Consider the following 22,154-nt stretch of genomic DNA (forward strand, 5'->3'; position numbering starts at 1 on the left):
ACGTGTGACTCTTTAGTCGGCCATCATGTTGTAGTTGAGGTTCCACATGATCCACAGTGATCCGACGACAACAATCAAAATAATGAGTGCTGAGAAGACAATCGCCACCATGTTCCAGCCGCCCTCTGACTTGCTGTCCAGGTGCAGGAAGTAGACCAGGTGTACTAACACCTGAACCACCGCACACACCAGAACCACACCCAGAATCGTGCCGTGTGATGCGCCGCCATCCATTACCATCCAGAACGGAATACCGGTCAGGATGATAGAAAGGATGAAGCCGATCATGTAAGACTTCACGCTACCGTGAGAAGCGCCATGTTCGTTAACTGAATGACTCATTACATGGCTCCCATCAGATAGACAACGGTGAATACGCAGATCCAAACCACATCCAGGAAGTGCCAGAACAAGCTCAGGCACATGATACGGGTGCGGTTAGTTGCAGTCAGACCACGTTTAGAAATCTGGAACATCATCACTGCCATCCAGATTAGGCCTGAGGTCACGTGCAGACCGTGGGTACCGACCAGCGTAAAGAACGCGGACAGGAAACCACTGCGGTCAGGACCGAAGCCTTCCAGGATCAGGTGATGGAATTCATAGATTTCCATGCCGATGAATCCAGCACCAAACAGGAAGGTCAGAGCCAACCAGCTGATGACTGAACCCTTGTTCTGGTTGTTCATCGCAATCACTGCCATTCCATAAGTAATGGAGCTGAGCAGCAGCAGCGCGGTTTCAACCAGCACAAACGGCAGTTCAAAGATGTCTTTACCTGCCGGACCACCGGCAGTGTTATTGACCATAACTGCATAGGTCGCAAACAGGGTTGCGAAGATAATGCAGTCACTCATCAGGTAGATCCAGAAGCCAAAGACTTTATTGGCTCCTGCATCGTGATGCCCATGCTCCGCATGGGCGTCGTGGTGGTGTTTTGCAGTTTCAGTTGACATTATTTCAGACCTGCTTTGCTGATTTCGTCAAAGTGCTTCTTCTCGATCTGCTCTACTTCAGCAACCGGAACGTAGTAATCCACGTCTTCGTCGAAGCTCTTCACAATCCAGGTCACAATTGTGGCCAGGAAGGTAAGGCCAGCCAGCCACCAGATGTGCCAGATCATCGCGAAACCAAACACGGTCATGAAGGCTGCGATAATCAGGGCTGCGCCGCTGTTTTTCGGCATATGAATTTCTTCATATTTTTCTGGTTGCTTATAAGCTTCGCCTTTCTCTTTCATTTCCCAGAACGCATCGCGCTCGTGGATTTCAGGGATAACAGCAAAGTTATAGAACGGAGGCGGTGAAGAGGTTGCCCACTCCAGCGTACGACCACCCCACGGGTCACCGGTCAGATCGCGGTTCTGGTCGCGGTCACGCACAGAAACGTAGAACTGAGTCAGCTGGCACAAGATACCGCATGCAATCAGTGCCGCACCGCCTGCTGCAACAACCAGCAGTGAGTGGAACTGAGGATCGATGTCCTGGCTGATACGACGGGTCATACCCATGAAGCCCAGTGCGTACAGCGGCATAAAGGCGACGAAGAAACCAATGATCCAGAACCAGAATGCACGGATACCCCATTTTTCGTTCAGGGTGAAGCCGAATGCTTTCGGGAACCAGTAGGTCACGCCAGCCATACAACCGAACACCACACCACCGATAATTACGTTATGGAAGTGAGCAATCAGGAACAAGCTGTTGTGCAGAATGAAGTCCGCACCTGGAACGGCCAGCAGAACACCGGTCATACCACCAATAGAGAAGGTGACCAGGAAGCCAATCGTCCACAGCATCGCTGAGTGGAACTCAACGCGACCCTGATACATGGTGAACAGCCAGTTGAAGATTTTCACGCCGGTCGGAATCGCGATGATCATCGTCATAATACCGAAGAAGGCGTTAACGTTGGCACCGGCACCCATGGTGAAGAAGTGGTGCAGCCAAACGATGAACGACAGAACGGTAATCGCGATGGTCGCCCACACCAGAGAGGTGTAACCGAACAGACGCTTTTTGGAGAAGGTCGCAGTGACTTCCGCGAACACACCGAATACCGGCAGAACGAGGATGTATACTTCCGGGTGACCCCAGACCCAAATCAGGTTGACGTACATCATCATGTTACCGCCCATTTCATTGGTGAAGAAATGGAAGCCGAGGTAACGGTCAAGCGTCAACAGTGCCAGCGTCACGGTCAGAACCGGGAACGCAGCGATGATCAGGACGTTAGTACACAGTGATGCCCAGGTGAAGACAGGCATTTTGAACAGGTCCATGCCCGGTGCACGCATCTTCAGAATGGTCACGAAGAAGTTGATACCGGTCAGAGTCGTACCGATACCGGATAACTGGAGACTCCAGATCCAATAATCGACCCCGACGCCAGGACTGTATTCCGCGCCCGAAAGCGGTGGATAAGCCAACCAGCCAGTCTGTGCGAACTCGCCCACACCCAGAGAGATGTTCACCAGGATCACACCGATCGCAGTAAACCAGAAGCTCAGGTTGTTCAGGAACGGGAAGGCAACGTCACGTGCACCGATTTGCAGCGGTACCGCGATGTTCATCAGACCTACCACGAAAGGCATCGCCACGAAGAAGATCATGATCACGCCGTGCGCGGTGAAGATCTGGTCGTAGTGGTGCGGTGGTAATATGCCGGCTTCGCCTGCGGAAGCCATCACTTGTTGGGTACGCATCATTACCGCATCGGCAAAGCCGCGCAGCAGCATGACGAAAGCCATGATGATGTACATGATACCCAGTTTTTTGTGGTCAATGGAGGTGAACCATTCTGACCACAGATATTGCCACTTACCAAAATAAGTAATCGCGGCAACCAGTGCCAGACCACCTAAGATGATTGCGGCTACCGTAACCACGATAATGGGTTCGTGGTATGGCACTGCATCCAGTGTTAATTTTCCGAACATCGTATTATTCCTCGGCTCCCGCAGCAGCGGCGTGATTCATGTCCATGCCTTTGTGCTCTGGCATGTCCATCTTCCCGTGGCTCATCATGAACTTATCAATAACCTGCTTGAACAGTTCTGGATTCGCAGTTGAGAAATATTCCACCGGGTGATTTTCGCTTGGCGCAGCCAGTTTCTCGAAATCATCCATGGTGGTCAGCGCGTTAGGTGCTGCTTTAACTTTAGCCACCCACTGCTGGAATTCCGCATCGTCTTTGGTTGCAATGGCTTTGAACTTCATGCCAGAGAAACCGCGACCACTGAAGTTCGCAGAGATACCGTCGAATGTTCCTGGCTCATTGGCGATCAGGTGCAGTTTAGTCTGCATGCCCGCCATGGCGTAGATCTGGCTACCGAGCGTAGGAATAAAGAAGGAGTTCATTACGGAGTTGGAGGTGATCTTGAAGTTCACCGGAGTATTTGCCGGGAAGGCAATCTGGTTCACGGTTGCAATACCCTGTTCAGGGTAGATAAACAGCCATTTCCAGTCCAGCGCAACCACATCGATTTCAACCGGCTTCACGTCAGAAACCAGCGGTTTACTCGGTTCCAGTGCGTGGGTCGATTTCCAGGTCAGCACCCCGAGGAAGATAATGATCAGGATTGGAATCGTCCAGACCACGGCTTCCACTTTGTTAGAGTGTGACCAGTTAGGGCTATAAGTCGCATTAGTATTGGTTGCCCGATATTTCCAGGCAAAGAATACTGCCATGAAGACTGCCGGGATAACCACGATCATCATCAAGCCAAAAGCTGTCAGAATCAGCGAACGTTGCTCCAGTGCAATCTGTCCTTTGGGATTTAACAACGCACTATCGCAGCCACTGAGTAATACAGCGCCTGCAATTAATGACAAAATCCCCAAACTTTTATTGTATTTCCTGAGTCTCATTTAACGACCTCAATGACAAAGGGCTCTATTGTCGTTTAAGTGTGCGCGCATTTTACGGGAAGGTTTATGCAGTGTAAACCAGCTTAAGGATGTGTCAGAAGGCTGTTGACACCTTTTGCTAAGGGTGTCACAGATGTTGCGCAGGGTGACAAATTATTAATTGCGACAAGCAGTTGGCGTCAATATAACAAAAAACAATGATAGAAACCGCAGAAAAATCAGGGAAAGCATAAACCGTACTATTAATGCCCATTTATTTAACAATTGTGTAGCATTTGGGTGATGAGTTTTCTACAAAGTAATTGCGCACCGGATTTAAATATAATCCTGGTTTGTTAATTTAATGTTTCTTTTTCGCGATGAAAAAAATGCTATTCGTTAAAATGAGTTCATTGTTATTTTTTTAGCCAAATATTTAGCGACTGGCAAATTATCATTACTTAACTCAGATTTTTCTCCGGCCTTTTTCTTAACGCCAGACAATCCAGAATCACACCCAGCGCCACGGCCACCAGCGCCAGTGCCATACCCATCTCAAAAAGCGGTGTCAGCAGCGCATTGACATGCCAGATGCCAGCGGCATTCAGGGCTAGCATCACCAACCAGAGTGCCAGCAGGCCACTACCGAAGCTAAACAGACGCACTGTCCAGCGATAGCCCTGCGACCAGCGGGTTCGCATCACAAACTCCCCGCTCTGCTGAATGGCTTGCAGGGTGCTGCGGCTAATCCACAGCAGCATTAAGCCAGGCACGCCTGCAAACACGGTGAAAGCATAGAAGGTCGGCCAGCCCCACAGCTCGACCAGCCATCCCGCTGCGGGTCCGACGTAAACACGCCCGACAGCGGAAAGGGCAGAGAGCAGCGCGAACTGCGTTGCGGAAAACGACTTATTGCATAGCGTCATCAGCAGCGCCACAAACGCGGCGGTGCCCATCCCTCCGCAAAGATTCTCAATGAACACCGCGCTGGCCATGCTCCATAAATGAGGCGGCGTCACGGCCAATAGCCAATAAGCGAAGTTGGAAACCGCCTGAAGAATGCCGAAAATCATCAGGGCACGGAACAGGCTCAGGCGTTGCATCAGCACACCGCCGTACAGCGCACCAATGATGGTTGCCAGTAATCCCAGCGTTTTATTCACCAGTCCGACATCGCCGGCGCTGAAACCTACGCCGCGAATCAGGAAAGTGGTGGTGAGCGACGCAGCAAAAGCATCACCCAGCTTATAAAGGATGATTAAGGTGATCAGCAGCCAGGCATTGTTACGCAGGAAGAAGTCTTTTAAAGGGAACGAAACGGCCTGACGCAGGGTGTGCGGCTCACGCGCGGGTGCTGTGGGCTCTTTGGCCAGCAATGTCGCAATCAAACCTGGCAACATCAGCAGCGCCATTAACCAGTAGGTTGCCTGCCATCCCAGATATCGGTCGGCAAGCCACAGCGCCAGTCCGCCTGAAATCAGCATCGCCAGGCGATAACCCAACACCGTAATCGCGGCACCGCTGCCCCGTTCTTCTGGCGGTAGCACATCGGTTTTCCAGGCATCAAACACGATATCCTGCGATGCAGAACAGAAGGCAACCAGCACGGCCAGGGCAGCCAGCAGCGTCAGATCGCGCGAAGGCTGCATAAAGCCCATGGCGATAATGCCGGCGATCAGTGCGAGTTGAGTAACCAGTAACCAGCCACGGCGACGGCCAAGAAACGGCGGGGTATAGCGATCCATCATCGGCGACCACAGGAACTTAAACACGTAAGCCTGGCCGACAAGGGAGAAGAAACCGATGGTTTTCAGATCGACATTCTCTACGGTCATCCACGCCTGTAAGGTCCCGGCTGTCAGAGCTAAAGGCAGTCCGGAAGCAAAACCGAGCAGCAGCAATACGGCTGCATTACGTTGGGTGAAAATGCGCAGATAGTGAGAAGTCATAACCAACCTGAAATGATGCCCGGCCAAAGGTGACCGGGCAGAATAGCTGAGGAATTAGCGGGCGTTTTGTTTAATAAATTCGTGAACGCTGGTGTCCTGCGCCATATCAGCAATCACGTCGCTCAGGGTAGAGTTGACCGCGTTGGTGATCTTCGCGTTAGTGGCGGTGAAAGCGCCTTCTACGCTGTAAGTCTGACGATAATTTTTAACCTGTTTGTTACCGTTTTTTGCGGTCGCAATGATGGAAATGTCAGCCTTGGTGGTAATGCTGTAACGCACGTTACCTTGTGTCACATCAGCGTAAAGACCATTGACGACAATCTGCAGGTCAACCGCACCGTTTGGTCCGATCATGTAACCGCGTGCTGTCATCTGCTTCTCCAGCACTTCCTGTAACAGGAAACGCAGATCGCGCGATGGCGTTAAGGTGACTAACTGACCGTCACGATTCACTTTTGCCAGAGCCTGATCGGAACGCTGATCGGCACCGTTAACGCTGATGGTGGCACCCATCAGACCAGGATCTTGCTGTGGCAGCTGGATCTTAGGCTGAATGTTCAGGGTGGTGTTATTGCTGGCACAGCCGGCCAAAATAAATGCAGCCAGCAGAGGGAATAACAGTTTTTTCAACATACTCATTCTCGTTAGCATATGGGTTGGTTTGCAAAACTGCGGCCATCATAGCATTGCGCGACGGCGAAAAAAGCCCCGTGCCAGTGGAAATTGATTGTAAAGGCTTTTTTCGGACAGGCGGTCATGCAACAGCATTGACCTGACGAATGAGCCCGCTAAGATGCGCAGCAGATCAGGAATTATTTCCGGCGCGCCTGCGGGTTGGCCAAAAAACCTACTAATATTTAAACAGATGGGCACAGCGCTCGCCGTTGAGGAGTGTTAACAATGATTCGCGAACAAATAGAAGAAAAGCTGCGTAAGGCGTTCGAACCTGCACATCTCGAAGTGCATGATGAAAGCTATCGTCATAACGTGCCCGCTGGTTCTGAAAGTCACTTCAAAGTGGTGATTGTCAGCGATGTGTTTACCGGCCAGCGATTCCTGCAGCGTCATCGCGCCATTTATGGCGAACTGACCGAAGAGTTAGCAGGGAGCGTGCACGCACTGGCACTACACACTTACACGCAAAAAGAGTGGGATGGCTTGCAAGATACCGTGCTGGCGTCACCTAACTGTCGGGGAGCGGGCACCCTCGCCTGAGTTCACACTTCATCCTCTCTCAAAACGGCCTGCGGGCCGTTTTCTTTTCATCTATTACCCTTGAACGCGATCCATGGCGCAAAAAAGCAGCAAAACCGCTAAAAAGTGGTGAGTTTGCAGCCTCGACTCATTCCAGCGATGCCGCTATAATGCGGCGTCTATTTTTCCGGAATGTCTTCGGGACGCTTCTGGTGACAGGGATTAGGTTCTGCCTGCAGAGGCCGTCCCGATTGTTGGATACGGCGCATTTAATGTGTGGTGTCTGAAGTTGACCGAGCACGTGATTTTTTGAGGTAACAAGATGACAGTTTCAGTAGAAACCACTCAGGGTCTGGGCCGTCGCATTTCGATTACTGTTGCAGCAGACAGCATCGAAAGCGCAGTGAAGAAAGAACTGGTGGAAGTGGCTAAGAAAGTCCGTATCGACGGTTTCCGTAAAGGCAAAGTGCCGGCAAACATCATTTCTCAGCGCTACGGTGCTTCTGTTCGCCAGGACGTGCTGGGCGAGCTGATGACGCGCAACTTCGTTGACGCCATCATCAAAGAGAAAATCAACCCAGCTGGCGCACCAAACTACGTGCCAGGTGAGTACAAAGAAGGTGAAGATTTCACCTACGCGGTTGAGTTCGAAGTGTATCCAGAAGTTGAGCTGAAAGGCCTGGATGCTATCGAAGTCGAGAAGCCAGTGGTTGAAGTCACCGATGCTGACGTTGATACCATGCTGGAAACCCTGCAGAAGCAGCAGGCGACCTGGAAAGAGAGCGATGCTGCAGCGACTGCTGAAGATCGCGCAACCATCGACTTTTCCGGTTCAGTAGACGGCGAAGAGTTCGAAGGCGGCAAAGCGTCTGACTTCGTACTGGCGATGGGCCAGGGTCGTATGATCCCAGGCTTCGAAGAAGGTGTTGTTGGCCACAAAGCGGGCGAAACCTTCACTATCGACGTGAAATTCCCAGACGATTACCACGCTGAAACCCTGAAAGGGAAAGATGCGAAGTTCGAAATCGTGCTGAAGAAAGTGGAAACGCGCGAGCTGCCAGAGCTGACTGAAGAGTTCATCAAGCGCTTCGGCGTTGAAGATGGTTCAGTTGCCGGTCTGCGTGCAGAAGTGCGTAAGAACATGGATCGTGAGCTGAAAGGCGCTATCCGTAACCGCGTGAAATCTCAGGCGATTGATGGTCTGGTTGAAGCCAACGACATCGACGTGCCAGTGGCACTGATCGACAGCGAAATCGACGTTCTGCGTCGCCAGGCTGCGCAGCGTTTTGGTGGCAACGAGAAGCAAGCTTTCGAGCTGCCACGTGAGCTGTTCGAAGAGCAGGCTAAACGTCGCGTTGTTGTTGGTCTGCTGCTGGGCGAAGTGATTCGCATCAACGAGCTGAAAGCTGACGAAGACCGCGTTAAAGCGCTAATCGAAGAGATGGCTTCTGCGTACGAAGATCCGCAGGAAGTGATCGAGTTCTACAGCAAGAACAACGAGCTAATGAACAATATGCGCAACGTTGCTCTGGAAGAGCAGGCTGTTGAAGCGGTACTGGCGAAAGCCAAAGTGACCGATAAAGCAACCAACTTCCAGGAACTGATGAACCAGACCTCAGCGGCCTGATTCGTTAGTTAACCGAAAGTGCGAAGCCCGCGACTGAAAAGTCGCGGGCTTTTTCGTTTTAGGGCATTAACCGCATAGAATTGTCCTCTATTTGCTTAATTAATCGGCAAATTGTTCGCTAAGCTCTTTTTCCGTGTTAGCGAATGGGCAAAAGGTTGTTATGCTTGAAACAACTGGGCAGCATCCCCAGATACAGGGAGAATGCATGAAAACAGTGAGACTGGCTGATTAACCGTCCTGTTATGTCGGAGTGAGAGGGCAGCGCATAGTTTTCCCGACGCGCCTCACGTAATATCGGTACAGAATGTTGCCAATGAAATTTATCAGGAGACGGTAATGTCATACAGTGGCGATCGTGAATTTACTGCACCGCACATGGCGCTGGTGCCAATGGTGGTCGAACAAACCTCGCGCGGCGAGCGTTCATACGACATTTACTCCCGCCTGCTCAAAGAGCGTGTGATCTTCCTGACCGGCCAGGTTGAAGATCATATGGCCAACCTGATCGTGGCGCAGATGCTGTTTCTGGAAGCTGAGAATCCTGAAAAAGACATTTATCTCTACATTAACTCGCCAGGCGGCGTGATTACTGCCGGGATGTCAATTTACGACACCATGAAATTCATCAAGCCGGACGTCAGCACCATTTGTATGGGTCAGGCTTGTTCAATGGGGGCGTTCCTGCTGACTGCAGGTACCAAAGGTAAGCGCTTCTGCCTGCCGAATTCCCGCGTCATGATTCACCAGCCGCTGGGCGGTTACCAGGGCCAGGCGACGGATATTGAAATCCATGCGCGTGAAATTCTGAAAGTGAAGCAGCGTATGAATGAGTTGATGGCTGAACACACTGGCAAATCACTGGAAGAGATCGAACGTGACACCGAGCGCGATCGTTTCCTCTCTGCCAGCGAAGCGGTAGAGTATGGCTTGGTCGATTCCATTCTGACGCATCGCCAATAAGACACATCTGGCTGCCCCTTACGCTATAGTTAACGGGGCAGCACGATGAGTTGCATGAATATCGGCCGTTGATGTGCGGCCAGTGCCGTACACCAAATTGGGTCTGAGAACGAAAAGAGGTTAGCTGATGACAGATAAGCGCAAAGACGGTTCAGGTAAGTTGCTGTACTGCTCTTTCTGCGGCAAAAGCCAGCATGAAGTCCGTAAGCTGATTGCCGGGCCGTCAGTGTATATTTGCGACGAATGTGTTGATTTATGCAACGACATCATTCGCGAAGAGATTAAAGAAGTGGCTCCGCACCGTGAGCGCAGTGCACTGCCGACGCCGCATGAAATCCGTCATCATTTAGATGATTACGTCATCGGTCAGGAAAGGGCGAAAAAAGTGCTGGCGGTAGCGGTCTATAACCACTACAAACGTTTGCGCAACGGCGATACCAGTAATGGCATCGAACTGGGCAAAAGTAACATTCTGCTGATCGGTCCAACCGGTAGCGGTAAAACCTTGCTGGCTGAAACCCTGGCGCGTTTGCTGGATGTTCCGTTCACCATGGCGGATGCCACCACCCTGACCGAAGCCGGTTATGTGGGTGAGGATGTGGAAAACATCATCCAGAAACTGCTGCAGAAGTGTGATTACGATGTGCAGAAAGCACAGCGCGGTATCGTCTATATCGATGAAATCGACAAGATTTCTCGTAAGTCAGACAACCCGTCAATCACGCGTGACGTTTCTGGTGAAGGCGTACAGCAGGCGTTGCTGAAGCTGATCGAAGGTACCGTTGCCGCGGTTCCGCCGCAGGGTGGGCGTAAGCATCCACAGCAGGAGTTCCTGCAGGTTGATACGTCTAAGATCCTGTTCATTTGTGGTGGTGCTTTTGCTGGCCTCGACAAAGTGATTTCCCAGCGCGTGGAAACCGGATCCGGTATCGGCTTCGGCGCGACGGTGAAAGGTAAATCGCAGAAAGCCAGCGAAGGCGAGTTACTGTCCCAGGTTGAGCCAGAAGATCTGATCAAATTTGGTCTGATTCCAGAATTCATTGGTCGTCTGCCGGTGGTGGCGACGCTGAGTGAATTGAGTGAAGAAGCCCTGATTCAGATCCTGCGCGAACCGAAGAATGCGTTGACCAAACAGTACCAGGCTCTGTTTAACCTTGAAGGTGTGGAGCTGGAGTTCCGTGATGAAGCGCTGACGGCGATCGCTAAGAAAGCGATGTCACGCAAAACCGGTGCGCGTGGTCTGCGTTCTATCGTAGAAGGTGCGTTGCTGGAAACCATGTACGATCTGCCATCGATGGATGACGTGGAAAAAGTGGTGATTGATGAGTCAGTGATTGACGGTCAATCCGAGCCGATGTTGATTTATGGTAAGCACGAAGCTCAGGCTTCTGGCGAATAAATAAACAATCGAACCATGTTGTTATCTTAAAAAAGGGGAAAATGTTTCCCCTTTTGTTTTTCTCTCTCCCCTGACATTGAATGTCGACCAAGCATCCCCATATACTCAATATCCTGTGGGTTGAACTGCAAACTTCTTTTACGCGGTACCCATCACCTGGCGGACATTAAACTAAGAGAGAGCTCTATGAATCCTGAGCGTTCTGAACGCATTGAAATCCCCGTGTTGCCTTTGCGCGACGTGGTGGTTTATCCGCACATGGTAATTCCGTTATTTGTTGGTCGGGAAAAATCGATTCGTTGCCTCGAAGCGGCAATGGATCATGACAAGAAGATCATGCTGGTTGCCCAGAAAGAGGCTTCAACGGATGAACCTGGTATTAACGATCTCTTCTCTGTAGGGACCGTCGCTTCCGTATTGCAGATGCTCAAGCTGCCCGATGGCACGGTGAAAGTGCTGGTTGAAGGCTTGCAGCGTGCGCACATCACCACACTGGCTGATAATGGCGACCATTTTGTTGCTCAGGCCGAATACCTGATCTCGCCAGAAATTGAAGAGCGTGAGCAGGAAGTGCTGGTGCGTACGGCGATTAATCAGTTTGAAGGCTACATCAAACTGAATAAAAAAATTCCTCCTGAGGTTTTGACCTCACTGAACAGCATCGACGATGCGGCGCGTCTCGCCGACACCGTAGCAGCGCATATGCCGCTGAAGCTGGCTGATAAGCAGTCAGTGCTGGAAATGTCCGACATCAACGAACGTCTTGAATATCTGATGGCGATGATGGAATCCGAAATCGATCTGCTGCAGGTTGAGAAGCGCATTCGCAATCGCGTGAAAAAGCAGATGGAGAAAAGCCAGCGTGAGTACTATCTGAATGAGCAAATGAAAGCCATTCAGAAAGAGCTGGGCGAGATGGATGATGCGCCGGACGAATACGAAGCGCTGAAACGTAAAATTGAAGCGGCAAAAATGCCGACTGAAGCGCGCGAAAAAGCCGAAGCAGAACTGCAGAAGCTGAAAATGATGTCGCCGATGTCTGCAGAAGCCACCGTGGTGCGCGGTTACATCGACTGGATGGTTCAGGTGCCATGGGTTGCGCGCAGCAAGGTGAAAAAAGACCTGCTGAAGGCGCAGGAAACGCTGGATACCGATCATTACGGTCTGGAACGCGTGAAAGACCGCATTCTTGAGTATCTTGCGGTGCAAAGTCGCGTCAGCAAAATTAAAGGCCCCATTCTGTGCCTCGTCGGACCGCCAGGCGTGGGTAAAACCTCGCTGGGCCAGTCAATTGCCAAAGCCACCGGCCGTAAATATGTACGTATGGCACTGGGCGGCGTGCGCGATGAAGCGGAAATCCGCGGACATCGTCGCACTTACATCGGTTCTATGCCGGGCAAACTGATCCAGAAAATGGCGAAAGTCGGCGTGAAGAACCCGCTGTTCCTGTTGGATGAGATCGATAAGATGTCGTCCGATATGCGCGGCGATCCCGCTTCGGCATTACTGGAAGTGCTGGATCCAGAGCAGAACATTGCGTTCAACGATCACTATCTGGAAGTGGATTACGATCTCTCTGACGTGATGTTCGTGGCGACCTCTAACTCCATGAACATCCCGGCACCGCTGCTGGATCGTATGGAAGTGATTCGTCTCTCGGGTTATACCGAAGATGAAAAACTGAATATCGCCAAACAGCACTTACTGCCGAAGCAGATTGAGCGTAATGCACTGAAAGAAAAAGAGATCAGTGTTGACGATAGCGCCATCATCGGCATTATCCGTTACTACACCCGTGAAGCGGGCGTGCGTAGTCTGGAACGTGAACTCTCCAAGCTGTGCCGTAAAGCAGTGAAAACGCTGCTGATGGACAAAAGTAAGAAGAGCATCAAGATTAATGGTGAAAACCTTCACGATTTCCTGGGCGTGCAGCGCTTTGATTATGGTCGAGCGGACACTGAAAACCGCGTAGGCCAGGTCACCGGTCTGGCATGGACGGAAGTGGGAGGCGATCTGCTGACCATTGAAACCGCCTGCGTACCGGGTAAAGGCAAGCTGACTTACACCGGCTCACTGGGTGAAGTGATGCAGGAGTCTATCCAGGCGGCGCTGACAGTGGTTCGCGCGCGTGCGGAGAAACTCGGCATCAACGGGGATTTCCACGAGAAACGTGATATCCACGTGCACGTTCCGGAAGGGGCAACGCCGAAAGATGGTCCAAGTGCCGGTATAGCCATGTGTACGGCGCTGGTTTCTTGTCTGACCGGTAACCCGGTGCGCTCTGATGTGGCGATGACAGGTGAGATCACTCTGCGCGGTCAGGTGCTGCCGATTGGTGGTCTGAAAGAGAAGCTGCTGGCAGCGCATCGTGGTGGCATCAAAACCGTGCTGATCCCGGATGAAAACAAGCGCGATCTGGAAGAGATTCCACAGAACGTGATTGCCGATCTGACCATCCATCCTGTGAAGCGTATTGAAGAAGTGCTGAACCTGGCACTGGAAAATGCGCCTTACGGCATGCAGGTTGCGACGGCAAAATAGTGATTAACGGCAAAAACCGTTAAAAAGCGAAGCTGGCAGGCCAAATGGTGCTTGCCAGCTTTTTTTTGTGCCGCTAATTTAGGGGGCTGTTGAATCAACGATTAAGATGAATACCGTTGTTTCAGCTCCACAGGCTTGATATAACTGGCTGCGCGTTCGCACCGGGCGGGAAGCGCGGGTGCGATGTGAATAATAAAAGAGGGGATGAATAGAGTGAATAAGTCACAGTTGATCGACAAAATTGCTGCAGACGCTGACATTTCTAAAGCAGCAGCGGGACGTGTGTTAGATGCATTCATGGGCTCCGTTTCTGACGCGCTGAAAGGCGGTGATGAAGTGGCACTGGTTGGTTTCGGTACTTTCTCTGTACGTGAGCGTGCTGCTCGTACAGGCCGTAACCCGCAAACCGGTAAAGAGATCACCATCCCGGCTGGTAAAGTTCCGGGCTTCCGTGCAGGTAAAGCACTGAAAGACTCAGTCAATTAATGACCGCTGACACATCCATTGAAGCATTTTCTTCTATGGATTGAGGACGAAAAAGCCGTTCTCATGTAACATACGGGCACATCATTTTTGATGTGCCTTTTTTATTCTTGATGCGCGGCGATGGCCACAGGCTATTGTCTCCGCATGGTTGCCAACTGCCAGCCTGAACAGCAGTTGCACGATGATGACATCGTGTCAGAGCTTTACATTCACACTACAGCGGAGTGTTGTCATACCATGATGGACAATTTACGCGCGGCGTCGAATCATGTCGTGCTCAAGATCATTCTGGGATTGATCATCCTGTCTTTCGTACTGACCGGGGTGGGCAACTACCTGATCGGCGGTGGCAGCGATTATGCCGCCAAAGTTAATGGCCATGAAATTAGCCGTGCAGAGCTTGAGCAGGGCTTTAACAACGAGCGTAATCGTCAGCAGCAGATGCTGGGCGATCAATTCTCGCAGCTGGCCAGCAACGAAGGTTACATGCAGCAGATGCGTCAGCAGGCGCTATCTCAGCTGATTGATCAGGCGTTGCTCGATCAATACATCAAAGATCTGAAGATTGGCATCAGCGATGATCAGATCAAGCAGGCGATCTTCAATCAAAAAGCTTTCCAGACTAACGGCAAGTTTGATAACGCAAAGTACAACGGCTTAATCAATCAGATGGGCTTTACGCCGGATCAATACGCGGCGGCGCTGCGTAAGCAGTTAGCCACACAGCAGTTGATCAACGCGGTCGCTAATACCGATTTCATGCTGAAAGGTGAAACCAGCAAGCTGGTGGACCTGGTCTCGCAGCAGCGTGAAATTCGTCAGGCGGTGATTGATGTTAACGCGCTGGCAGCGAAACAAACGGCCAGTGATGATGAGATCAATCAGTATTACCAGCAGCATCAGAACAGCTTCATGGCACCTGAGCAGTTCCGCGTCAGCTACATCAAAATGGATGCAGCCAGCATGCAGGAAACCGTGAGCGAAGCGGACATTCAGAGTTGGTTCGATCAACACAAAGCTGACTATTCACAGCCGCAGCGCAATCGCTACAGCGTGATTCAGACCAAAACTGAAGCGGATGCCAATGCCGTTCTGGAAGCGCTGAAGAAGGGTGAAGACTTCGCCACGCTGGCAAAAAGCAAATCCATTGACCCGATCTCAGCACGCAAAGGCGGCGATATGGGGTGGCTGGAGCCGGGCACCACGCCGGATGAGCTTAAAAATGCCAACCTGACGCAGAAAGGCCAGTTGTCAGGCGTGATCAAATCTTCAGTCGGTTTCCTGGTGGTACGTCTGGATGATATCCAGGCCGAGCAGATTAAGCCGCTGGCTGAGATCCATGACGCTGTTGCTGACAAGGTGAAGCAGGAAAAGGCAGTCGACGCCTTCTACAAGCTGCAGCAGAAAGTCAGTGAAGCGGCCAGCAATGACAACGAGTCGTTGGCGGGTGCTGCACAGGCTTCCGGTCTGAAAGTCACGGAAACCGGCTGGATCACGCGTGATAATGTTCCGGCTGAACTCGATTTCGATCAGGTCAAGCAGGCGATCTTCAACGGTGGACTGGTGGGCCAAAACGGTGCGCCGGGTAATAACTCTGACATCATCAGCGTCGATGGCGATCGTGCGTTTGTGCTGCGCATCAGCGAGCACAAGCCTGAAGCCGTAAAACCGCTGGATCAGGTGAAAGCGCAGATTGCCGACACGCTGAAGCATGACAAAGCCACACAGCAGGCTAAAGCTCAGGCCGATAAGCTGCTGGTTGATCTGAAAGCCGGTAAAGAAGATGCGCTGAAAGCGGCAGGCTTGACCCTGAGCGCCAGCAAATCCTTTGATCGTAATGCACAGGATCCGGTTGCGCAGTCTGCCTTTAACTTGCCACAACCCGCGGACAACAAACCGTCCTGGGGTGTGAGCGAAGATATGCAGGGTAACGTGGTACTGGTCGCGCTGGATAAAGTCAGCCCGGGTAATATGCCACAGGCGCAGATTGATGAGATGGTGAAAGGCGTGACGCAGAATAACGCACAGATTGCGTTTGAAGCGCTGCTGGAAAACCTGCGTAAAGACGCGAAAATCAAATACGGCGCGGCTGCACAAAACCAGTAAGCCTCACAAAAAATGTGAATCCGCTGCAACAACTCAAAGGCCGCTTCTGCGGCCTTTTCCATTTCTGTAATTGCCCTTTTGAGCCTGAAAACACGCTGTGACACTCTGCTGTGGCTGTCAAACACAAGGAGAAACACAGCATGGTGAAATCAACTTTTCGCGCTCTATGTATCACGCTGGCGCTGGGTGGCGCACTCTATACCACCGGACTGTCCGCGGCCGAAAGCCCCAGCGAAACGCAGGCGACGCAAGTATCCTCGCCGCAAGAGGGACAGGTCAGCATCAATCAAGCCAGCGCTGAACAGCTCGCAGCCGCAATGAACGGCATCGGCCTGAAGAAAGCTCAGGCGATTGTCAGTTATCGCGAGCAGTATGGTCCGTTTACCGCCATTGATCAGCTTAAGGAGATTCCAGGCATCGGCAATGCTCTGGTGGAACGTAACAGTGGTCGGCTGAAACTGTGAGGCGGGTCGCGACTTTGAAGGATTGATAAAGCACCCAATCAGGCTGTGCTATGCTCAACAGGTCATACCAGTTGCCATTCACAGTCTGAACAGGAGCAATAATGCAAACCACAATCAAAGTACGCGGCTATCATCTGGACGTTTATCAGCATGTGAACAACGCACGTTATCTCGAGTTTCTGGAAGAGGCGCGCTGGCAGTGGCTGGAGGATGTCGATGCTTTTCACTGGCTGATGGATCAGAAGCTGGCGTTTGTGGTGGTCAATATCAACATTAACTATCGTCGTCCGGCGGTGCTGGGCGACGTATTACATATTGAGAGCGAAGTGTCACAGTTGAATGGCAAAAGCGGCATTATTTCGCAGCGCGTGCTGCTGGCAAGCGATAACACGGTGGTGGCGGACGCAGCGTTAACCTTCGTCTGCATCGATTTGCGCACGCAAAAAGCGGTGCCGATGGAAGGGGAGTTGCGTGATCGTCTGTCAGCGTTGATGGTGGAAAGCGATTAACAGCAGAGCGAGCTGGCGTCAGAAACGCCAGCCTAAGCCGCTCAATGCGTCCCAACCTCGATTCAACGCAATCAGTTAAAACCGCTCTTTTGTTTCATTGCTGCCATGACGGCTGCAGCATTGGCCTGGTAATCCGCCAACCCCCGCGCACGCAGATGGCAGGCGGCGCACTCACCGCAACCGTCGCCTTTGACACCGTTATAGCACGTCAGGGTTTCCGCCCGCACCAGTGGCAGTTGCTGCCAGTAATCTGCCAGCGCCCAGGTTTCGGCTTTATTCAGCCACATCAGTGGCGTTTCGAAGCGAACGTTGCGCGCCATGCCGAGGCTAACGGCATTGTTGAGCGCTTTAACAAACTCATCGCGGCAATCAGGATAGCCAGAGAAGTCTGTTTCGCAGACACCGGTAATCACCGCCTCGGCTTCTACCTGATAAGCGTAAATGGAGGCTAAGGTCAGGAACAGAATATTGCGGCCTGGTACAAAAGTACTCGGCAAACCGCTGGCGTCAGGATCGTAAGTGGGCACTGGAATGTTATCGCGCGTCAGGCTGCTGACCGCCAGTTCATTCAGCAGCGTCACATCCAGCACTTTGTGCGCACGGGCACCCAGTTTGTGCGCGAGTTCAGCCGCGACTTCAATCTCTTCGCGATGGCGTTGACCATAATCGAAGGTGACACAGTGCACTTCATCATACTGTTGCAGTGCCTGAATCAGACAGGTGGTGGAATCTTGTCCGCCACTGAATACGACAACGGCTCGTTTCATCTCAATTTCCCCAAAAATCAGTGCATCTATGGTACTGGCTCAGGCGCGGGCTGAACAGTCCCTGCGGTCGCGGGCGGTGGAATCCAGGCGCGGGTGAAATCGAACCAGCCCAGTGTATTGAGCTGGATGCCTTCAACGCCGGGCGGGGCAAACACCTGATAGCGATAGTTAAACAGCGGCAACAAATGTCCATCACGCATCAACTGCTGGAACAGCTGGTGCGTCAATGCCGCGCGTTGCTCTGGGCTGGGCTGATGGGCGATAGCGTTAAGCGGCGCGGTTAGCACCGGGGCGCGTATGGGAGCCCATACCGGATCGTTCTCCAGCCAGTTCGCCAGGGTAAACAGCGGCGCATCGCCAATGAGACGGTCACCCATCACCACATCGGCATCGCTCAGGTCGATATCGTCACGCCAGTTTTTCACATCATGAAAAACACAGGTTAATTCGCAGCCCTGTTGGGCCAGCAAAGGCACCAGCGCCTGCGCCATCACATGCAGTTCGATAGGGAGATGGTAGTGCAGTGTCAGTCTCGCAGGCAGCCTGGCGGTGGTCATCCCGGCAGAGGGCACGGGCCAACCGGGCAGCAACTCCTTGCTTACGGTAATCAAGCCTTCATCCAACGGTAACTGCTGAATCACTCCACTGTGTTGTATTAATGCAATCAGTGTTGTGACCTGTGCGGCAGTAAAGTCGGCGGAAATGCGCGGTGCCAGATAACAGAAGCCGAGGCTGATACTGTGATCGACCGGGCGCAATGCGTCCAGCTCGTCAGGATCGCCAATGGCGATTTGCACCGGATGACGACAGCTGGTACCGAGACCATGTGCAAACAGCTGCGGTGTAATCCAGTATTCCACTACCTGAATCAGCGGTCGTTGCAGATGCCAGCGAGCATGACTTTCCAGGCGAACCAACTCATCAGTGAAATGGGTCAGTTTCCAGGGACCGCTGCCTATATCCATCGCATCAGGATGTGGCAGCAGGCAGTATTGGTGTGCCAGACGCTGCGGCAGCCAATAGTCGCTCTGACGCAATTGAATACGCAGTGCCAGCGGATGTGGCGCCTCGATATGTTCGATTGAGGCCAGCAGGCGACTGCCGCGCACGGTTTGCATAATCTGCTGTAACTGAGCAACCAGCTGCGCCGCATGAATTGGCTCATCGTTGTGCCAGCTGAGCTGCGGTCGTAACCAGAAATACCAGTCACAGCCGCTGCCATCATGTTGCCAGTGATGCGCAAGATCGCCTTCTACATCGTCGCCATTAAAGCGCGTCAGGCCAGAGAAAATCTGCCGTACCAGGTGCTGCTCAGCCCTTCCGGTAAGACGCAGCGGCCGCAGCGGCTCCATCGCGCGATAATAGGGAATACGCAGCACCGGCGCCTGGTTCTGCCATTGGCCCCCCATCAGCGGCCGCAGCATTTTCACCAGCCGCTCAGGATGAAGATCCAGTACCTGCAACGCCTGTATCGCCTCGCCCGCTTCCAGCTGTTGGGTTAATAGCTGTTGGCGGAGTTGTTCAGGGGAAATCAGAAACGTCAGTTCGCCTTGCTTTCCCCGGCCGGATTCGCCGCGCCAGTGCAGCCAGCCAGCATCCTGCCACTGGCGTAATAAGGTACGTACATGGCGCTCACTGCAAAAACAGTGCTGTGCCATGGCGGCAACGCTCAAACGCAGAGGCTCGCCCTGGCTGAGCTGCCACAGTCGCTGAAATTGATTAACCCGATGAAGTTGGCGCATGGCTAAACCCGGAACAGTTTCCTGAAAGTATTCACTATTAGTTCCGTAATTACCAGGCGATAGTAGATTCCTCACTCAGACAGGAGACATTGCATGGCTCGCCTCGCGGCATTTGATATGGATGGCACGTTGTTACTGCCGACGCACCGGTTAGGGAATGAAACCATCGACACCCTGCATGCCTTGCATCAGCGCGATATCACCCTTGCCTTTGCCACGGGTCGCCATCTGATGGATGTGCAGGTGGTACGTGAACAGCTCACTCTGCCGGCCTGGTTGATCACCGGCAATGGCACACGCATTCACGATCTGGAAGGTCAGCAGCTGTTTGGCTGTGATCTGTCCTCTTCTGTAGCCGAAGAGGTGATCCACACGCATTGGCAAACGCCGGCATCGATTCATATCTTCAACGATGAGGGCTGGTTCACCGATAAACCGTTGTTGGGTGCATTAGAAGCGCACGTGATGAGTGGCTTCCATTATCAGCTGCGCGATTTGCGTCAGATGTCAGCGCATGAGGTGACCAAAATTTGTTTTATTGCGCCGCATGAGATGCTGCAGGCGTTAAAAGTAGAGTTGCAACAAGCCCTGGGCGAGCGCGCCAATATCTGTTTTTCAGCGTGGGATTGTCTGGAAGTACTGCCGCTGGATTGCCACAAAGGCGCGGCGCTGGCGCATCTGTGCCAGCATCTGTCGCTATCAATGGCGGATTGTATGGCGTTTGGTGATGCAATGAATGACCGCGAAATGCTGGAGCGCGTTGGCAGCGGGTTCATCATGGGCAACGCCATGCATCAATTGAAATCGTCGCTGCCGCATTTACCGATTATTGGACATTGCGAGACACAGGCGGTGTCTCATTACTTAAATCACTGGATGACCACACCACACCTCGATTATTCCCCCGAATGCTGAGGCTTACAGTGAACCGGACAGGATGTCCGGTTTTTTATTGCAGCTCACGCAGCCACGGCTTGATATCCCCGATGTTTTGCGCGACCCACTCAGGGTTGTAATAGGTATCCGGATAACGCTCACCGCTGTCGCACAACAGCGTCACCAGCGAACCTTGTTCGCCATTTTCCCGCATGCGTTTCGCTACCTGCAACATGCCCCAGAAATTGGTTCCGGTTGAAGCGCCGGGGCGACGGCCCAGTATTTTCTCCAGATACAGCATCGCAGCCACCGTTGCGCCATCCGGCACTTTGATCATTTCGTCGATCACATCGGGTAAAAATGACGGCTCTACGCGCGGGCGTCCAATACCCTCAATCATGCTGCCACGATCGTTGCGCAGCGCACTGTCGCGGCTATGCCAAAAATCAAAGAACACGGAGTGTTGCGGATCCACCACCAACAGACGCGTATCGTGTCCCTGATAACGGATATAGCGACCCAGTGTGGCGGAGGTTCCGCCGGTGCCGGCACTCATAATTAAGGTGTGCGGCACAGGGAAAGGCTCATGCGCCATCTGACGGAAAATACTTTCAGCGATATTGTTGTTGCCGCGCCAGTCGGTGGCGCGCTCGGCATAGGTGAACTGATCCATAAAATGACCGTTGAGCTCCCGCGCCAGCCGCTCTGATTCGCTGTAAAGCTGGCAAGGGTCAGCGACAAAATGGCACTCGCCGCCATAAAAACGGATCATTTCGATCTTGCGTTTCGCGGTGCTGGCGGGCATCACCGCAATGAAAGGCAGACCCAGCAAACGTGCGAAATAGGCTTCTGACACTGCCGTGCTACCGGATGACGCTTCAATAATCGGCGTATTCTCGCGGATCCAGCCATTGGCCAAACCATACAGGAACAGCGACCGCGCCAGGCGATGCTTCAGGCTGCCACTCGGATGGGTGCTTTCATCTTTGAGATAGAAGCGAATGCCAGGAAAATCCTCCAGCGCAAAGCGAATAAGATGCGTATCCGCAGAGCGTTGAAAATCGGCGTTAATTTCATTGATGGCGTGGCGAACCCAGGGCGTTTGCATGTGACGAATCCGTAATCATTATTGTGCACAGTGTAAGGCACTGGCAGGAAAATAAGGTTGCTTTAATCCGGGTATAATGCCCGAATAAGAGAAAATTTTTCTCCCGGAGCGCCGAATGCTAGATAAAACTGACCGCACTTTGCTGGCGATACTGCAACAGGATTGCACGTTATCGCTGCAAGCCCTGGCGGATGCGGTGAATCTCACCACCACGCCGTGCTGGAAACGCCTGAAAAAGCTGGAAGATGATGGCATTATTCGTGCGCGCGTGGCGCTGCTGGATGGGGAGAAGATGGGTCTTTCTCTCACCGCTTTCATGTTTGTCAAAACACAACAGCACAGCAGCGACTGGTTTCAGCAATTTGTTGCCGTGGTGCAGCAGATGCCTGAAGTGATGGCATTCTATCGCATGGCCGGGGAGTACGATTATCTGCTGCGCATCCAGGTGGCCGATATGAAAAGTTACGACGCATTTTATAAACGTCTGGTGAATGGCGTGCCAGGCCTGATTGATGTGACCTCCAGTTTCGCCATGGAAGAGATTAAATACACCACCGCGTTGCCGGTAGCGCCCTGAA

Annotated in this window: 20 protein-coding genes; 11 read left to right on the forward strand and 9 right to left on the reverse strand. The window is 52.4% G+C overall.

All coding sequences use genetic code 11. From position 1 onward, the window contains the following. Positions 1–12: 12 nt before the first annotated feature. From VH86_RS20240 to VH86_RS20265, 6 genes are all read right to left on the reverse strand, one after another. Complete coding sequence (locus VH86_RS20240) at positions 13–342, reverse strand: cytochrome o ubiquinol oxidase subunit IV (protein WP_034828092.1); 330 nt, start codon at positions 340–342, stop codon at positions 13–15. Next, a complete protein-coding gene (locus tag VH86_RS20245; RefSeq protein ID WP_038648564.1) occupies positions 342–956 on the reverse strand; it encodes a cytochrome o ubiquinol oxidase subunit III in 615 nt (204 codons plus the stop codon). The genes VH86_RS20240 and VH86_RS20245 overlap by 1 nt, the downstream gene beginning before the upstream one ends. Beyond that, positions 956–2,938 (reverse strand): cytochrome o ubiquinol oxidase subunit I, encoded by a 1,983-nt coding sequence (gene cyoB, locus VH86_RS20250; protein WP_034828096.1) that lies wholly within the window; start codon positions 2,936–2,938, stop codon positions 956–958. Before cyoB ends, VH86_RS20245 begins: the two co-directional genes overlap by 1 nt. A gap of 4 nt (positions 2,939–2,942) precedes the next feature. After that, the gene (cyoA, locus tag VH86_RS20255) at positions 2,943–3,869 is read right to left on the reverse strand and encodes a cytochrome o ubiquinol oxidase subunit II (protein WP_034828097.1); all 927 of its coding nucleotides are present in this window, start codon (positions 3,867–3,869) and stop codon (positions 2,943–2,945) included. Between the two features lie 440 nt (positions 3,870–4,309). Next, positions 4,310–5,797: a muropeptide MFS transporter AmpG gene (gene ampG, locus VH86_RS20260; RefSeq protein WP_045833926.1), complete on the reverse strand. Its 1,488-nt coding sequence runs from the start codon at positions 5,795–5,797 to the stop codon at positions 4,310–4,312. 54 nt (positions 5,798–5,851) lie between these two features. Next, complete coding sequence (locus tag VH86_RS20265) at positions 5,852–6,430, reverse strand: lipoprotein (protein WP_034828101.1); 579 nt, start codon at positions 6,428–6,430, stop codon at positions 5,852–5,854. A gap of 267 nt (positions 6,431–6,697) precedes the next feature. Between VH86_RS20265 and bolA the strand changes: the two genes are divergently transcribed. The 9 genes from bolA to VH86_RS20310 all read left to right on the forward strand — a co-directional run bounded on the left by bolA (position 6,698) and on the right by VH86_RS20310 (position 17,083). Next, positions 6,698–7,012 carry a transcriptional regulator BolA gene (bolA, locus tag VH86_RS20270; RefSeq protein WP_034828103.1) on the forward strand — a complete coding sequence of 105 codons (315 nt, stop codon included), beginning with the start codon at positions 6,698–6,700 and terminating at the stop codon, positions 7,010–7,012. 301 nt (positions 7,013–7,313) lie between these two features. Next, positions 7,314–8,618 carry a trigger factor gene (gene tig, locus VH86_RS20275; protein ID WP_045833927.1) on the forward strand — a complete coding sequence of 435 codons (1,305 nt, stop codon included), beginning with the start codon at positions 7,314–7,316 and terminating at the stop codon, positions 8,616–8,618. A 336-nt stretch (positions 8,619–8,954) separates the two neighbouring features. Further along, positions 8,955–9,578, forward strand: a complete 624-nt coding sequence (gene clpP, locus VH86_RS20280; RefSeq protein WP_008103933.1) for an ATP-dependent Clp endopeptidase proteolytic subunit ClpP — start codon at positions 8,955–8,957, stop codon at positions 9,576–9,578. A 127-nt stretch (positions 9,579–9,705) separates the two neighbouring features. Then, on the forward strand, positions 9,706–10,977 hold the full coding sequence (clpX, locus tag VH86_RS20285; RefSeq protein ID WP_034828109.1) for an ATP-dependent protease ATP-binding subunit ClpX: 1,272 nt from the start codon (positions 9,706–9,708) through the stop codon (positions 10,975–10,977). Positions 10,978–11,163: 186 nt separating this feature from the next. Beyond that, positions 11,164–13,518, forward strand: a complete 2,355-nt coding sequence (lon, locus tag VH86_RS20290; RefSeq protein WP_034828111.1) for an endopeptidase La — start codon at positions 11,164–11,166, stop codon at positions 13,516–13,518. Positions 13,519–13,731: 213 nt separating this feature from the next. Further along, positions 13,732–14,004, forward strand: coding sequence for a nucleoid-associated protein HU-beta (hupB, locus tag VH86_RS20295; protein WP_034828113.1), 273 nt, complete (start codon positions 13,732–13,734; stop codon positions 14,002–14,004). A 237-nt stretch (positions 14,005–14,241) separates the two neighbouring features. Further along, positions 14,242–16,110 (forward strand): peptidylprolyl isomerase, encoded by a 1,869-nt coding sequence (ppiD, locus tag VH86_RS20300; RefSeq protein ID WP_045813793.1) that lies wholly within the window; start codon positions 14,242–14,244, stop codon positions 16,108–16,110. A gap of 140 nt (positions 16,111–16,250) precedes the next feature. Continuing rightward, complete coding sequence (locus tag VH86_RS20305; protein WP_038648552.1) at positions 16,251–16,574, forward strand: ComEA family DNA-binding protein; 324 nt, start codon at positions 16,251–16,253, stop codon at positions 16,572–16,574. Positions 16,575–16,675: 101 nt separating this feature from the next. Continuing rightward, positions 16,676–17,083, forward strand: a complete 408-nt coding sequence (locus VH86_RS20310; protein ID WP_038648551.1) for a thioesterase family protein — start codon at positions 16,676–16,678, stop codon at positions 17,081–17,083. 71 nt (positions 17,084–17,154) lie between these two features. On the opposite strand, the gene queC is transcribed toward VH86_RS20310, so the two are convergent. Next, positions 17,155–17,850, reverse strand: a complete 696-nt coding sequence (gene queC, locus VH86_RS20315; RefSeq protein WP_038648549.1) for a 7-cyano-7-deazaguanine synthase QueC — start codon at positions 17,848–17,850, stop codon at positions 17,155–17,157. Positions 17,851–17,876: 26 nt separating this feature from the next. After that, on the reverse strand, positions 17,877–19,592 hold the full coding sequence (locus VH86_RS20320) for an SgrR family transcriptional regulator (protein ID WP_045833928.1): 1,716 nt from the start codon (positions 19,590–19,592) through the stop codon (positions 17,877–17,879). A gap of 93 nt (positions 19,593–19,685) precedes the next feature. Between VH86_RS20320 and cof the strand changes: the two genes are divergently transcribed. Further along, on the forward strand, positions 19,686–20,507 hold the full coding sequence (gene cof / locus VH86_RS20325) for an HMP-PP phosphatase (RefSeq protein WP_045833929.1): 822 nt from the start codon (positions 19,686–19,688) through the stop codon (positions 20,505–20,507). Between the two features lie 34 nt (positions 20,508–20,541). Here the strand turns inward: cof and VH86_RS20330 are convergent, their stop codons facing one another. Next, a complete protein-coding gene (locus VH86_RS20330; RefSeq protein ID WP_045813788.1) occupies positions 20,542–21,576 on the reverse strand; it encodes a PLP-dependent cysteine synthase family protein in 1,035 nt (344 codons plus the stop codon). Positions 21,577–21,691: 115 nt separating this feature from the next. On the opposite strand from VH86_RS20330, the gene VH86_RS20335 reads away from it, so the two are divergent. Next, positions 21,692–22,153, forward strand: a complete 462-nt coding sequence (locus VH86_RS20335; protein ID WP_034828126.1) for an Lrp/AsnC family transcriptional regulator — start codon at positions 21,692–21,694, stop codon at positions 22,151–22,153. Position 22,154 lies beyond the last annotated feature (1 nt).

It is taken from the genome of Pantoea sp. BL1 (genome assembly GCF_000963985.1).
GTDB classification, from domain to species: domain Bacteria; phylum Pseudomonadota; class Gammaproteobacteria; order Enterobacterales; family Enterobacteriaceae; genus Pantoea; species Pantoea rwandensis_B.